General features: G+C 42.6%; 15 protein-coding genes. 11 read left to right on the top strand and 4 right to left on the bottom strand.

Annotation, left to right across the window (positions count from 1 at the left end):
• Positions 1-76: 76 nt before the first annotated feature.
• A complete protein-coding gene (locus ABD943_RS05125) occupies positions 77-1,030 on the top strand; it encodes a YbgA family protein (protein ID WP_345292103.1) in 954 nt (317 codons plus the stop codon).
• Positions 1,030-2,406 carry a cryptochrome/photolyase family protein gene (locus ABD943_RS05120; protein ID WP_345292102.1) on the top strand — a complete coding sequence of 459 codons (1,377 nt, stop codon included), beginning with the start codon at positions 1,030-1,032 and terminating at the stop codon, positions 2,404-2,406. Before ABD943_RS05125 ends, ABD943_RS05120 begins: the two co-directional genes overlap by 1 nt.
• Here the strand turns inward: ABD943_RS05120 and ABD943_RS05115 are convergent.
• Entirely contained in the window at positions 2,403-2,942 is a 540-nt protein-coding gene (locus ABD943_RS05115) for a chalcone isomerase family protein (RefSeq protein WP_345292101.1), read from the bottom strand. The genes ABD943_RS05120 and ABD943_RS05115 overlap by 4 nt on opposite strands.
• Complete coding sequence (locus ABD943_RS05110) at positions 2,942-3,505, bottom strand: nuclear transport factor 2 family protein (protein WP_345292100.1); 564 nt, start codon at positions 3,503-3,505, stop codon at positions 2,942-2,944. Before ABD943_RS05110 ends, ABD943_RS05115 begins: the two co-directional genes overlap by 1 nt.
• 133 nt (positions 3,506-3,638) lie before the next feature.
• Between ABD943_RS05110 and ABD943_RS05105 the strand changes: the two genes are divergently transcribed.
• Genes ABD943_RS05105 through ABD943_RS05070 form a run of 8 tightly spaced genes read left to right on the top strand, consistent with a single transcriptional unit; the run spans position 3,639 to position 11,512 of the window.
• Entirely contained in the window at positions 3,639-4,526 is an 888-nt protein-coding gene (locus ABD943_RS05105) for an acyl-CoA desaturase (RefSeq protein WP_345292099.1), read from the top strand.
• Entirely contained in the window at positions 4,523-5,782 is a 1,260-nt protein-coding gene (locus ABD943_RS05100; protein ID WP_345292098.1) for an NAD(P)/FAD-dependent oxidoreductase, read from the top strand. The genes ABD943_RS05105 and ABD943_RS05100 overlap by 4 nt, the downstream gene beginning before the upstream one ends.
• Complete coding sequence (locus ABD943_RS05095) at positions 5,769-6,563, top strand: DUF1365 domain-containing protein (RefSeq protein ID WP_345292097.1); 795 nt, start codon at positions 5,769-5,771, stop codon at positions 6,561-6,563. Before ABD943_RS05100 ends, ABD943_RS05095 begins: the two co-directional genes overlap by 14 nt.
• Positions 6,564-6,571: 8 nt before the next feature.
• Positions 6,572-7,855: a class I SAM-dependent methyltransferase gene (locus ABD943_RS05090; protein ID WP_345292096.1), complete on the top strand. Its 1,284-nt coding sequence runs from the start codon at positions 6,572-6,574 to the stop codon at positions 7,853-7,855.
• The gene (locus tag ABD943_RS05085) at positions 7,837-8,397 is read left to right on the top strand and encodes a DUF2878 domain-containing protein (RefSeq protein WP_345292095.1); all 561 of its coding nucleotides are present in this window, start codon (positions 7,837-7,839) and stop codon (positions 8,395-8,397) included. The genes ABD943_RS05090 and ABD943_RS05085 overlap by 19 nt, the downstream gene beginning before the upstream one ends.
• Positions 8,384-9,163, top strand: a complete 780-nt coding sequence (locus tag ABD943_RS05080; protein ID WP_345292094.1) for a DUF1295 domain-containing protein — start codon at positions 8,384-8,386, stop codon at positions 9,161-9,163. The genes ABD943_RS05085 and ABD943_RS05080 overlap by 14 nt, the downstream gene beginning before the upstream one ends.
• 15 nt (positions 9,164-9,178) lie before the next feature.
• Positions 9,179-10,216: an SAM-dependent methyltransferase gene (locus tag ABD943_RS05075; RefSeq protein WP_345292093.1), complete on the top strand. Its 1,038-nt coding sequence runs from the start codon at positions 9,179-9,181 to the stop codon at positions 10,214-10,216.
• 6 nt (positions 10,217-10,222) lie between these two features.
• Positions 10,223-11,512 carry a sensor histidine kinase gene (locus tag ABD943_RS05070; protein WP_345292092.1) on the top strand — a complete coding sequence of 430 codons (1,290 nt, stop codon included), beginning with the start codon at positions 10,223-10,225 and terminating at the stop codon, positions 11,510-11,512.
• On the opposite strand, the gene ABD943_RS05065 is transcribed toward ABD943_RS05070, so the two are convergent.
• Together ABD943_RS05065 and yhbY are read right to left on the bottom strand one after the other, a co-directional pair.
• On the bottom strand, positions 11,509-12,204 hold the full coding sequence (locus ABD943_RS05065; protein WP_345292091.1) for a response regulator transcription factor: 696 nt from the start codon (positions 12,202-12,204) through the stop codon (positions 11,509-11,511). The genes ABD943_RS05070 and ABD943_RS05065 overlap by 4 nt on opposite strands.
• A 16-nt stretch (positions 12,205-12,220) precedes the next feature.
• Positions 12,221-12,532, bottom strand: coding sequence for a ribosome assembly RNA-binding protein YhbY (gene yhbY, locus ABD943_RS05060; RefSeq protein ID WP_345292090.1), 312 nt, complete (start codon positions 12,530-12,532; stop codon positions 12,221-12,223).
• Between the two features lie 93 nt (positions 12,533-12,625).
• Here yhbY and rlmE point away from each other — a divergent pair, with 93 nt between their 5' ends.
• Positions 12,626-13,246, top strand: coding sequence for a 23S rRNA (uridine(2552)-2'-O)-methyltransferase RlmE (gene rlmE / locus ABD943_RS05055; RefSeq protein WP_345292089.1), 621 nt, complete (start codon positions 12,626-12,628; stop codon positions 13,244-13,246).
• The last annotated feature ends 177 nt before the right edge of the window (positions 13,247-13,423 follow it).

Genomic DNA, 13,423 nt, shown 5'->3' with positions numbered 1-13,423 from the left:
TAGAGAAAGGCTCCTTTGGGAGCCTTTTTTATTTTGAGTTTAGATTTACATTATATTCACGGAAAAGGTATAAAATATGGACATGAAAAAAATACCGATAGCGATAAGCTCCTGTTTACTTGGAAATAAAGTCCGGTTCGACGGTGGCCATAAACAGTCGAAGTACTGCTTAAACACTTTGAGTGATTGGTTTGAGTATCAGCCTATTTGTCCTGAAATGGGGATAGGAATGCCTGCGCCAAGACCACCGATCCACTTGATGGAGAAGGGGGATCAAATACGAGTTGTTCAGGTCGATGACCACTCGGAGGATATGACCGATGAGTTAAAGGCTTTTGCCCATGAAAAACTGTCGGAGATTGATCAGATTAGTGGTTATATTGTTATCCGAAACTCGCCAAGTTGTGGCATGGAGAGGGTGAAGGTGTATCACGAGAATGGTAACCCTGCGGGGAAGTCAGATCGTGGGATTTATATTAATGAAATAATGAAAGCGAGACCGGAGTTGCCGGTTGAGGAAGAAGGACGGTTACAGGATGCCAAGTTACGTGAAAACTTCATCACGCGTGTTTTTGCATATGAGGACTTTAAGAAGAGTGTAAGGTCTGCTCCATCGGTCGATGCTTTGGTGAAATTTCACAGTCGATATAAGTATTTAGTGATGGCACACAGTTACGATGACTATAAAACGTTAGGACGGTTAGTCGCGAATAATGATGGTAACTCGTTAACCTTGTTGATAAATAAATACGAACAGGCATTAATGAGCACCTTGAAAAAACTGGCTAATGCAAAGTCCCACAGTAATGTCTTGTACCACATACTGGGCTATCTAAAAGAAGATTTGAATCCAACGGCAAAGCAGGAGTTGATCCATGTCATAGAGCAATATCGAACAGGGATCGTCACTCTGATTGCTCCTATTACTCTGATTAATCATTACATCAAGCAGTATGGCAATGAATATATCGCTCAGCAAGCTTATTTAAATCCACATCCAGTGGAGTTAGGGCTAAGGAATTATATTTAATGGCGAGCAAAACATTAATCTGGTTTCGACAAGACTTGCGAGTAAACGATAATCCTGCATTGCATCAGGCTGCATTGGATGGTGAGGTGGTTGCAATCTTTGTCGAGGCGCAAAAGCAACGAAAACAACATCACGAATCGTCAGCAAAAGTGGGGCTGATTTATGACTCTCTGCTGGAGCTGAGAGCGGCACTTAACGAACTTAATATTCCGCTTCATATTCAGTGTTGTGATTATTTTGATGATCAAATTGAGACAATAAAAGCCTTTGTCGATGATAATGGTATTAGTGCCGTTTACTTCAACAATGAATATCCAATTAATGAACTAGAGCGGGATGCGACATTAAAAAGCGTCCTTGAGGGTATGAATGTTGAGGTCAATCGATTTGATGGTGATCTTGCCTTAGAGCCAAATCTTGTCAAAAATAAACAGGGTGATCCCTACAAGGTTTTTACACCTTATAAGAAAGCTTGGATTAACGTTCATAAACAGTCGCCTTTCGAGCCACTAAAGCCACCTGAAAAGCAGTCATACTCGATCAAAGAGCAAGCGACAGAAGACTTTCCGGCAGAGTATCGGGAGGACTTATGGCCTGCTGGAGAAAGTGCTGCCTACGAAAGGCTGGATAAGTTTTTGAGTAAGGTCGAGTCGTATAAGAAGACACGAGATATTCCTTCAGTCTCTGGTACCAGTTGCTTGTCACCATATTTAGCCATCGGAGCGATATCAGCAAAGCAGTGCATGCATGCGTTATTGGAGTACTACGACGGTGATGAAGAAAAGCTGTACGGTGATACTTGGTTTTCAGAACTTGTGTGGAGAGAATTTTACCGGCAGGTGTTAATTGATAATCCTGAGCTGACCAAGCATAAGCCTTTTAATCCTGACGCTGCAGAGGTCTGGGCGGACAACCAAGAGGCTTTTGAAGCGTGGAAAGAAGGCAAAACAGGTTTTCCTATTATTGATGCGGCGATGAGGCAGCTTAATCAGACTGGCTGGATGCATAACCGTCTGCGCATGAATGCCGCAATGTTCCTTAATAAACTATGCTTAGTCGATTGGCGTTGGGGAGAAAAGTATTTCATGGAGTCGCTAATAGATGGTGACTTTGCTTCAAATAATGGCGGTTGGCAGTGGTGTTCTTCAACCGGTGCTGACGGCGCTCCCTATTTTAGAATCATGAGTCCCTTATCCCAGTCTGAGAGGTTTGATCCAGATGGGGATTTTATTCGAAAGTTAGTTCCCGAATTAAAAGATCTGGATAAAAAATCGATTCATAACCCCTCTAGCGAGCAAAGAGAAAAAACAGGGTATCCTGAGCCAATTATTAATTATAAAGAGTCGCGTAAAAGAGCGTTAGAGTTGCTTGGCTAACGCTTAAGACGCTTTGATAAATCATGAAATTGGCTATCCATGGTTTCTTCACCAAACCAAACGTTAAGGTAGGGAGTGTGACACTCCTTACTTGGCATGTCGTGAAGATGTTTACCGTTTAGATACAATGTCAAACCTTCATCTTCGAATAAATACAGATCGTAGTAATCCCCTTCAGTAACGTCTTTGTAGACATGATTAAGCGGTGAAAAGTGTTCGCTACAGTATTCTAACTCTTGTGGATTGAGGTTTTGTTCAAGGTATTCGATGGCGCCCTTTGTAAACTGCTGGCCCTCTACCTCTCTTAGGTAAGCAAAACGTAATAACTTGGTTTGATTATCGAAAATGTGCTGAACGGTATCGCAGCTAGGGTAATAAATACCGACATCCACAATATCAAACCATAGTTTTGAGACGCGCTCTTTATCGCACAGCTGAAACTCACCTTTGCTGTGTGAAATTGTCTGAGGTAATTGATTGGTATGAGCTGTGGCGCTCATCAGGCTTAAGGCTAGAGCACCGATCAGCATTTTCATTACAGACTGCTCCGAACTTTTCGAACAAAGTATCCAATGTAGGGTAAGTGTTGATAAAAACCTTCAGCACCATCCCAGTAGTCTTGATGTAGGATGATTTTTCCTTGTTCGTTAAAACGTAGCTGCGTCATGCCAATTGATACTGAATGGATCTCGCGACCTTTGGCGGTAAATTCCATGACCATTTTCCAGCGCAAGTAGTAATCGGTGTCACTCTTGCTGACGTCAAGTATTTCGACCGTTGTGGTTTTGACATTTTCAACCGTTTCTTCCATATAAGGAATTAATTCGTCGATGCTGCGGAAGGTTTTGAAAGTGTCATTAAAGTAAAACTCTTCAGCATACACTTCACGAATGTTACTTTCATTGGCATCCAGGTGGAAATCTTCAAAAACAACTGCAAAATGCTGTGCTGGATCAGGGTGTGAGCTGGTAGAAGGTATGGTCTTAATGATCGTTAAAAAATCTTCTACACGTTCGTTGTACATACGCTCTCCTCCTGATGAACAACAAATAATGGCCAGACTCAAGGTTAAGGCAATAATCAGTTTTAAAAGCTTCATTGTGTCAGTACCTGCTTTATGATGTTATAAGAGAATAATGCTAAGCACGTCAAATATTTGTGAATAGCAGGTTCACAGGATATTCACGATAAAGGACTTAATCTGGCGGTATTATCTATCGAGGAAGATTCCATTGAAACAGTGGTTTGACAATACAGCAGTAGGCAGTTTGGGTGAAGATGTGGTCGATTGGCCGCGGGTCATCCCTTATATTCTATTGCATCTCACTTGCTTATTCGTCTTTGTAGTCGGCGTGAGCTGGATTGCGATTGTAGTTTTTGCGGTCAGTTATTTTATTAGGATGTTTGCAATTACAGCCTTTTATCATCGCTATTTTTCTCACAAGAGCTTTAAAACCAGCCGAGTAGTGCAGGCCATATTTGGCTTTATCGGTGCCACGGCGACACAACGAGGCCCGTTGTGGTGGGCTGCACACCATCGCCACCATCATAAGCATGCTGACACCGACGAAGATACTCATTCACCGCGTCACGGGTTTTTGCGCAGTCATACGCTATGGTTTTTAACCAAAAAGAACTTTCCGACTAACGAAGACAGAGTGAAAGATCTCGCTAAGTATGAAGAGCTTAAATGGATTGACCGTTACGACATTCTGCCGCCTATCTTATATGCTTTCTTAATTTTAATGGTAGGGACTTACATTGAGCACGTACACCCAGAGCTTGGCGCGACGAAGTGGCAAATTTTGATATGGGGATTCTTTGTCTCAACCATCGTGTTGTCACATGTGACCTTCCTTATTAACTCTTTAGCTCATCGCTGGGGCTATCAAAGTTTTGAAACCGATGATGACAGCCGTAATAATCCATTATTGGCGTTACTGACTCTTGGAGAGGGGTGGCACAATAATCACCATAAATTTCCAGGCTCTGTAAAACAGGGGCTACGGTGGTGGGAGCTGGATATCAGTTACTACTTGTTGTTAGGCATGGAAAAGCTGGGCTTGATTTGGGACTTGAGAAAGCCTGAAGTGACAAAGGTACAGGAGCAAAGAGTTTGAAGGTTGCGGTTATTGGCTCTGGAATATCCGGTATTTCAGCAGCAGAGTATTTGTGTGATTCGTGTGAAGTGACTGTTTTTGAGAAAGACACTAGAGTTGGTGGGCATGCTGATACCCAAACCATTGATGTCGGCGGTCAGCTCATTGATGTGGATACGGGGTTTATTGTTTTTAATCCCGACAACTACCCTAGATTTTATCAGTTATTGAAAAAGTATCAGGTTGATTATCAGGATAGCGATATGAGCTTCGCTGTATCCAATCGCTTTAGCGGCCTAGAGTACAATGCAACGAATCTGAATAAGCTGTTTTGCCAGCGTAAAAACCTGCTGAACCCAAAGTTCTATCGAATGATTAGGGATATCCAGCGATTTTATAAGGAAGCCAGAGCATTACTCGATGATAATGCAGCGGAGATTCCTCTTGGCGATTACTTGAGGCAAAACGGCTACAGCGAATACTTTATTGATGAACACATTATTCCAATGGCATCAGCGCTATGGTCTGGAAAGGCTGATCTGATCATGGACTTCCCAGCGCGCTATCTCGTCGCCTTTATGCAAAATCATAATATGATGCAGATTAATGATAGACCTGTATGGAAAACAATCACGGGTGGCTCAAAGCGCTATCTTTCAGCCATTACTGAAAAAGCAAACTTTGACGTCCGCTTAAACAGCTCTATTCAAAAAGTCGTCCGCACAGAAGACACCGTAACGTTGACAATGGCAGGAGGTGAGGAAGAGCACTTCGACAACGTTATTTTCGCATGCCACAGTGATCAAGCACTATCCTTAGTCGAAAAACCAACAGCAGATGAAGAACGAATTCTTGGTGCGATAAAGTATCAGAAGAATGATATCTGTCTGCATTGGGATGAAGCTTTACTTCCGAAGCGCAAGGCGGCTTGGGCCAGCTGGAATGTTATACGCAATGAAGCCAGTAAAGAGCAATGTACGGTCAGTTATTGTATGAACCTGCTGCAATCACTGCCCACAAAGCAGCCAGTGGTGGTGAGTTTAAATATGAACGAGCTGGTTGATAAGAGTAAAGTATGGAAATACCTAGAGTATGATCATCCAATTTACACCATCGAAACCATCTCAGCGCAAAAAGAGCGAAGCAAGTTGCAAGGTCAAAAGTCTACCTATTATTGTGGTGCTTATTGGGGATGGGGCTTTCATGAAGATGGTGCCCGAAGTGGATTAGAAGCTGCTCAGCAATTATTATCTGACAATGGCTATGCTGAAAAATAGTCTGGTAAAAGGTTGGGTTAGGCATCGTCGGTATCAGCCAAAACCACACCAGTTTGATTATGACATGGATTGGACCTTGCTTGATCTCGATGAGGTTGAGCAACAATTCAAGTGCAGCAAACTGTGGTCAGTCGGTAAAAAAAATATCGTGTCATATAGAGCGGGCGATTTTCATATCGGCAGTGACAATCAGCCCGTAGAAAGCGATAACCCGAGCCTTAACAAGTTACGCCTTATTGAGACCATAAAAAAACGCACGGGTGAGAATTTTGATGGCAAAATCTATATGCTGTCGCATTTAAGGAACTACGGATACAACTTTAACTCTGTGTGTTTTTATTACTGTTTTGACCAGAATGAGCAGCTGGTCTTTTTAGTGAGTGAAATCACTAATACGCCTTGGGGAGAGCGTCACAGCTATGTCTTTAACTGCGATGCCGATAATCAGGTGAGTAAGCAAGGCGTATATCAATTTAGCTTTAATAAAGAGTTTCATGTCTCACCTTTTATTCAAATGGATATGCTTTACCGCTGGACCTTCACCGTGCGAAAAGAGCACTTAAGGGTGCATATGTCAGTACTGACGACAGAGGGAAAAAAGTACTTTGACGCTACCTTCACAGGAACCTTATTACCATTAACTAAAAGAAGTATGAGAAAGTTTGCTTTTAGTCATGCTTTTCAACCCCACAAGATGAGTTTGTTAATTTACTGGCAAGCATTAAAGTTGTGGTTGAAGCGCCTAAAAGTATTTGACCACCCAAAACATAGTAATTCTTAGGAGACAATATGTCACAAAACTCACGCGTTGAAGAGCAACAGAGTTGTGCGCATGCAAAGCCTATTTTAGCAAATCGCGGAATGATTCGTGTGATCCGTAATCAGGTTAAAGACACATTGAGCCGGTTAAAAAATGGCTCTATTACGGTGACTGATCCGATAGAAACCTATGTTTGTGGAGATGCACAAAGCGACTTAGCGCTGGCACTGACAATTAGAGATATTGATTTTTATCGCCTTGTGGCCCTCGAAGGGAGTAACGGTGCCGCACAGGCATTTATTGATCAGAAATGGGATGTGGATAATTTAACTGGCTTAGTTCAGTTACTGGTCAGAAATATCGAGTTACTGGATGAGATGGAAGGTGGTCTTGCTTGGCTGAAGAATAGTGTTTTAAAAGTGTGGCATTATTTTAACAAGAATAGTGTGTCCGGCAGTAAAAATAATATTTCTGCGCACTATGATCTGGGCAATGACTTTTTTGAGTTGTTTCTAGATACCCACATGATGTACTCGTCAGCAATCTTTGCCGAGCCTAACGACACTTTAGAACAAGCTTCCGAACGAAAGTTAAAAACTATTTGTGAAAAGTTGGATCTTCAGTCGACCGATAATGTAATCGAGATTGGTACCGGCTGGGGCGGAATGGCAATTTATGCGGCGAAGCACTATGGGTGTCATGTCACCACGACCACGATTTCAGAGCAACAATACCAGTTTGCTCAAAAACGAATATTAGAAGAAGGCTTAGAAGATAAAGTCACCTTGCTTAAAAAGGATTACCGGGACTTAGAAGGACGTTTTGACAAGTTGGTGTCAATCGAAATGATTGAGGCAGTAGGCCACCATTATTTGGACACTTACATTAAGCAATGCAGCACTTTACTAAAACCTAACGGTTTGGCGTTGATTCAAGCGATAACGATTGAGGACCGTCGGTACAAGCAAGCTTTAAAGTCGGTCGATTTCATTAAGCGTTATATCTTCCCAGGTAGCTTTATTCCATGTGTGTCAGCGATTGTTTCTAGTGCTGGTGAAAAAACGGATTTGCGACTGATTAACCTCGAAGATTTTGGTGAAAGTTATGCTAAAACGCTCGAGCACTGGCGTCATCGTTTTATGGAAAATATTGAAACCATTAAAGCGCAGGGCTATAGCGAAGCGTTCACCCGTATGTGGGAGTTCTACTTTTGCTATTGCGAAGGTGGCTTTATCGAGAAATCAATTAGTGACACGCACTTATTATTTGCTAAACCAGGCAACAAGAGAGACCAATGGCTAGCACAACACTAAATACCAACAATATCGTTAACTTTGTGTTATTTCAGTTAGTTTGGCTGGGCTTTGTGCTGGGTTCTACAAAAGGCTATATCTGGGTTGGGGCTACGCTCTTGGTTGCTATGCTTGTTTGGCAACTGTGGCCGTCACGCAGAAATGAGAATGACTTTTTGATTATTGGAGCGAGTGCTACGTGCGGTTTCATCGTCGCCACCATTTGGTCTTTCTTTGGCCTTATTGAATACGCTGAGCATTGGCCGGCAAAAAATATTGCGCCTTGGTGGATTATCGCAATGTGGGTGGCGTTTGGTGCTAGCTTTAACCACTCCTTAGGCTGGATTCAGAAGAGCCCTTATCTCGCCGGAGTTCTAGCGGGCATCGGTGGTCCTGTCTCTTACTTCGGGGCAGCTAGAATTGGCGCCGTGGTAATCAATCAGCCTTGGTTAACCTTTAGTTTGATGGCTGTTGCCTGGTTTGCGATCGCTTTCTTCTTGACCATTCTTGTGCAGCGACAGGCGCAAGCAGAAAAATCATGGACTGCGGATGTTCGATACTAAGTTATTACTGTCCTTGCTTATCATCAACTTAGTGACGCAGCTATTTGGGTGGCTATGGCAGAAGAAACATCAGCATGCCGATATCGCGGATGTTATTTGGTCAGGCATGATCGTGGTTAATGGATTGATTATACTATTTCTATCAGATGGCGATTTATTCCACCGTTTAGTGGTTCTCGCGATTCCCATCGCCTGGTACCTTAGGCTTTTTTACCATTTAACTGAGCGTTACGACCTTTCAAAAGAAGATGGCCGTTACGCGTACTTAAGACGTCACTGGGAAGACAATACTCAAGTTAAATTCTTACTATTTTTTGTTGGACAAGGTCTGATCATCAGCTTATTCAGCTTCCCTGCGTGGGTGCTTGCAAACGAAGTGAGAGAACTCTCTGTTTGGGACTTACTGGGTCTGGGAATTGCCGCTGCTTCATATCTGGGAGTCTGGATTTCAGATAAACAATTAAGGCAGTTTAAAAAGAATTCATCAAAAGACGAAACTGTCTGTAATGTTGGATTGTGGCGTTACTCACGACACCCTAACTACTTTTTTGAATGGACTCACTGGTTTGCTTATCCATTATTATTGATTGGCTCTGAGCTAGCCTGGTTAATGTGGGCTTATCCTTTTGTCATGCTGTTGTTTTTATTAAAGCTGACAGGGATTCCTTTTAATGAACAGCAAAACCTTCGCTCAAAAGGCGAGGCTTATCGTAAGTATCAGCAACATACCAATAAATTTTTTCTTGGTCCTACCAAAAGCGAATAAATTAGGAGCAGTAACTTGATTAAGTCAATTATTAATATGATGGAGGCAGGAACACTGCCTGATTCGGTGATTCGTGCTGGCATTCGAAAGCTTTGTAAGCAACGACTTGAAGAAGAACATATCAATGATATTGAAGCACAAAGTGAACAGTATGATCGCTTTTTAGAAGAGCTTAAAAGCAGCGACATTGCTATCAAAACAGACAAAGCGAATGAGCAACACTACGAAGTTCCTGCCGAATTTTACCAGCTATCTCTGGGGCAGTATTTAAAATACAGCGGCTGTCTGTGGGATAAGCATACAACAGACTTATCAGCGGCTGAAAAGAATATGCTGGAACTCTACACCGAACGTGGTGAATTCCAAGATGGTCAGAAGGTGTTGGAATTAGGTTGTGGCTGGGGTTCTCTAACGCTTTATTTGGCCCAAAAATATCCAAACAGTCACATCACGACATTATCAAACTCAAGCTCGCAAAGAGAGTTTATTGAAAGCAAAGCCTCTGAGCGCGGTCTAACCAACATTGAGGTCATAACGGTTGATATTAATACCTTCAAAACGGAGCAATCGTTTGACCGAATCGTCTCAATTGAAATGTTTGAACACGTCAGAAATTATCAGCAGTTATTTGATCGCATGAATCAGTGGTTAAAAGATGACGGTAAAATCTTTATTCACATTTTTTGTCACCGTTTTTTGATGTACCCATTTGAAGAAGAGGGTGATGATAACTGGATGGGGAAATATTTTTTTAGCGGCGGGCAAATGCCAGCGGCTGATACATTTTTAAATTTCTTGGGTGACCTAAGGTTAGATAAACGATGGTTACTCAGCGGTGAACATTACGAAAAGACCTCCAATGCTTGGTTGGAGAACACCGATAAGAACAAAGAAACTATTTTATCAGTATTTGAAAAGGTGTATGGTGAGAAAGAGGCCAAAATATGGTTACAGCGCTGGCGTATTTTCTTTATGTCATGCGCGGAGTTGTTTGGTTTAAACAACGGTAATGAGTGGTTGATAGGGCACTACCGGTTCGTAAAGTCAAAGTAGCAAAAGATGGCAAAAAATAAGCAAAAGAAAATTCACCACAAGCTGATTAGAGCGATGCTTATACAGCTCGTTTTGATCAGCGGTGTGACTTTGCTGAGTGTCTATGGTGCTGCAAAAGTTGTTGAAAAGGTTCTTATTAAACAGGCTCTGGAAGGTGAGGCTGAATTTTACTGGGAGCATTATAAAAACAACCCTAAAAGCAACCTACCAAGAACACTAAACCTCACCGGGTATATGGAAAGAAGCCCGCACTCTGAAACTGTTCCTGAAGATATTGCGAAATTACCTGTAGGGTACCAGCGTTTAGAAACACGAGAAAAAAGACCGCTGATTCATATTTCTGAGCGCTATGGGAGAAAACTCTATTTAGTGTTTGAAGAAGGACAGGTTGCCAAGCTGGCACTGTTTTTCGGTATCACTCCATTAGCATTAGTCCTTCTGATTATTTATTTACCGGCCTGGATCAGTTATTACATGGCGAAGCGCGCCGTTTCACCCGTGATCAAACTATCTCGCAAGATGGAAAATGTGGATGGTGACGATGGTTTTGAAATTGATTTTTCGGATATTGAGCATAATGCTGATGCTGAAGTCGGGGTGTTACTCAATGCTTTTAAGCAGTATGCACGAAAAGTTGAAGAGTATGTGGATCGCGAAAAGAATTTTACTCGCTATGCTAGCCACGAATTGAGAACACCGCTAGCAGTACTCAAAGGTTCATTGGCTCTGCTCGAGCGGCAAGATCTTGAGCCAAGGCAGCAGGCGGTATTGAATCGTATGCGGCCTATGGTTAAAGAGATGGAAGAATTGCTAGAAGCTTTACTCCTTCTGTCGCGTGACCAAACACCGGAGGAAAGCGATTACCCCATTTCAATTAATGATTTAGTGGCTGAGCAACTTTTTCAGATTGAAAAAATAAACGCTGATAAAGGTATTGAGGTGCTCAAAAACTTCCGAGACACCTTGATGGAAAAAGTGCCTGAGCGGTTGTTGTGTATTTGTATTAACAACTTAATCAGTAATGCCTTCAATTATACGGAAAAAGGCCATATTCGTGTATCTATCCAGAATCGAGCGATCATTGTCGAAGATAGCGGTTGTGGAATTCATCCCGCGGCACTCAAGCGAGTGCACGAGCCTTTTTATCGAGAAAACCGGGAAGACGTTAAAGTGAAAGGGTTTGGTCTTGGCCTGTCGATCGTGTATCGAATATGTGAGCAGATGGACTGGAAGTTGGGGATTGAAAGTAAGCGAGGCGAAGGTACAAAAGCGACTTTAACCATCCCCGAACGTTAATCTTCCGATGCTTTTGGCGGCACGATCTTGAGCCCTAAACTAGGAACCGTCTCTAGTAGTGCTGTATCGAAGGGCTTATCAATCACTTTTCTTAAGTTATACAGGTGGCTTCTTAAAACATCGCTATCAGGAACCAAGTCGCCCCACAGCTCACGCTCAATGTCTTCACGACTGACCAGTTCAGGCGAGCGGCGCATAAGCATTTTTAGAATCTGCAACCCTGTTGGTGACAGCTTAAGCTCGGTACCGGCGCGCGTCACTTTCATCGTTTTTGGATCCAGCTCAAGGTCATGAATAACCATGGTTTTACTGCTAAAGTCACCCTTGTGTCGCTTAATAATCGACTTAAGTCGAGCATCTAACTCTTCGAAGTCAAACGGTTTGATCAGGTAGTCGTCGGCGCCAGTATCGAAGCCTTCAAGCTTGTCTGTTAGCTGATCTCTCGCCGTTAACATCAGTACGGGGATATCCGACTCGGCTTCTTGACGAACTTTGCGGCAGATTTCATACCCATCAAAGCCGGGCAGCATCACATCAAGAATCAAAGCGTCATAACTATTGCTTAAAGCCAAGTTGAGGCCAGATGGGCCATCGCTCGCATAATCGACAATATAGCCACAAAGCTCAAGAAACTCGCCAGTTGTGGCCGCTAACTCAGCATGATCTTCTACCAGCAGGACGCTATAAGCCATTGAGATACCTTGGTAATTATTTCGGTAAGATGATTTTTACATCATCAGAGCGTCGGTACAAGACTAAAATGTGACCAATCACTTGAACTTGTTGACCATTGGTTTTTTTGCAGATGGCGTCGATAATGGTTTTTTTGTCCTCACGCTCTTCTGCGCGGACCTTAACTTTGATCAGCTCGTGGTGGTTAAGCGCTAGGTTGATTTCGTCCAGCACATTCTCGGTTAAACCTTTATCGCCAATCATAACAACGGGCTTGAGGTTGTGCGCCTTACTGCGAAGGAATTTAATCTGTGACTTACTTAATGGTGTTTGCTTAGATTGAGACATTTGATGAACTTAATAGTGAGAATTGCAGTTATTTTACCTTAAAAACGGTACAATAGAGACTTGTTTTACTGAATACAAGTGATTTTCTAAGGCATGTCCCGAACAAAAAGTAGTCAGCGTTGGATGAAGGAGCATTTTGATGATCCTTACGTCAAAAAGTCGCAAAAAGATGGCTACCGTTCCAGAGCGGTCTATAAGCTTGAAGAGTTGGATAAAAAATACCAGCTGATGAAGCCAGGCTGTACCATTGTTGATCTTGGCGCTGCTCCAGGTGGCTGGTCGCAATACGCTTCCTATAAAATTGGTTCTAAAGGTAATATCTTTGCGCTCGATATTCTGCCGATGGATCCTTTGCCCGATGTTGAGTTTATTCAAGGAGATTTCCGAGAAGAGTCAGTACTGAATCAACTACTGGATTTGATTGGCGAGCATAAGGCAACCCTTGTATTATCGGACATGGCCCCCAATATGAGTGGAATGGACGCGATTGACCAGCCTAAAGGCATGTACTTGGCTGAGTTAGCGTTGGAATTAGCGCGAGAGGTCTCTGCGCCGGGTGCAAATTATGTCGTTAAAGTCTTTCAAGGTGAAGGATTTGATGAATATATTCGCCAATGTAGGCAAAGCTTTGATAAAGTCATGATCCGAAAGCCAGATGCTTCGCGTGCTCGTTCGCGTGAAGTTTATGTGGTTGGGGTCGGATATAAAGGCTAAATCCTTTAAGCTTGGGGTTTTGCCAAAGTGATTACGAAGTATGTTACGTTTTGTTACGATACTGGTCGGAAAAATAACCAGATTTATTAAGCCGTTGGGCTTATCAAGAGCAAAAGCCGTGGCATAATACAGAGTCAAAATATAAAGACAGCAGGCTGTCATAATTGAGGTTCAAAT

Origin of the sequence: Kangiella marina (assembly GCF_039541235.1) — a bacterium.
In the GTDB taxonomy this organism is placed as follows: Bacteria; Pseudomonadota; Gammaproteobacteria; order Enterobacterales; family Kangiellaceae; genus Kangiella; species Kangiella marina.
This window is presented reverse-complemented; position numbering and strand designations above follow the sequence as displayed.

What these genes read in the sequence shown, in the direction of transcription:
- ABD943_RS05125 (WP_345292103.1), top strand. Translation starts at nt 77, where the DNA reads ATGGACATGAAAAAAATACCGATAGCGATAAGCTCCTGTTTACTTGGA.
- ABD943_RS05120 (WP_345292102.1), top strand. Translation starts at nt 1,030, where the DNA reads ATGGCGAGCAAAACATTAATCTGGTTTCGACAAGACTTGCGAGTAAAC.
- ABD943_RS05115 (WP_345292101.1), bottom strand. Translation starts at nt 2,942, where the DNA reads ATGAAAATGCTGATCGGTGCTCTAGCCTTAAGCCTGATGAGCGCCACA.
- ABD943_RS05110 (WP_345292100.1), bottom strand. Translation starts at nt 3,505, where the DNA reads ATGAAGCTTTTAAAACTGATTATTGCCTTAACCTTGAGTCTGGCCATT.
- ABD943_RS05095 (WP_345292097.1), top strand. Translation starts at nt 5,769, where the DNA reads ATGCTGAAAAATAGTCTGGTAAAAGGTTGGGTTAGGCATCGTCGGTAT.
- ABD943_RS05090 (WP_345292096.1), top strand. Translation starts at nt 6,572, where the DNA reads ATGTCACAAAACTCACGCGTTGAAGAGCAACAGAGTTGTGCGCATGCA.
- ABD943_RS05085 (WP_345292095.1), top strand. Translation starts at nt 7,837, where the DNA reads ATGGCTAGCACAACACTAAATACCAACAATATCGTTAACTTTGTGTTA.
- ABD943_RS05080 (WP_345292094.1), top strand. Translation starts at nt 8,384, where the DNA reads ATGTTCGATACTAAGTTATTACTGTCCTTGCTTATCATCAACTTAGTG.
- ABD943_RS05070 (WP_345292092.1), top strand. Translation starts at nt 10,223, where the DNA reads ATGGCAAAAAATAAGCAAAAGAAAATTCACCACAAGCTGATTAGAGCG.
- ABD943_RS05065 (WP_345292091.1), bottom strand. Translation starts at nt 12,204, where the DNA reads ATGGCTTATAGCGTCCTGCTGGTAGAAGATCATGCTGAGTTAGCGGCC.
- yhbY (WP_345292090.1), bottom strand. Translation starts at nt 12,532, where the DNA reads ATGTCTCAATCTAAGCAAACACCATTAAGTAAGTCACAGATTAAATTC.
- rlmE (WP_345292089.1), top strand. Translation starts at nt 12,626, where the DNA reads ATGTCCCGAACAAAAAGTAGTCAGCGTTGGATGAAGGAGCATTTTGAT.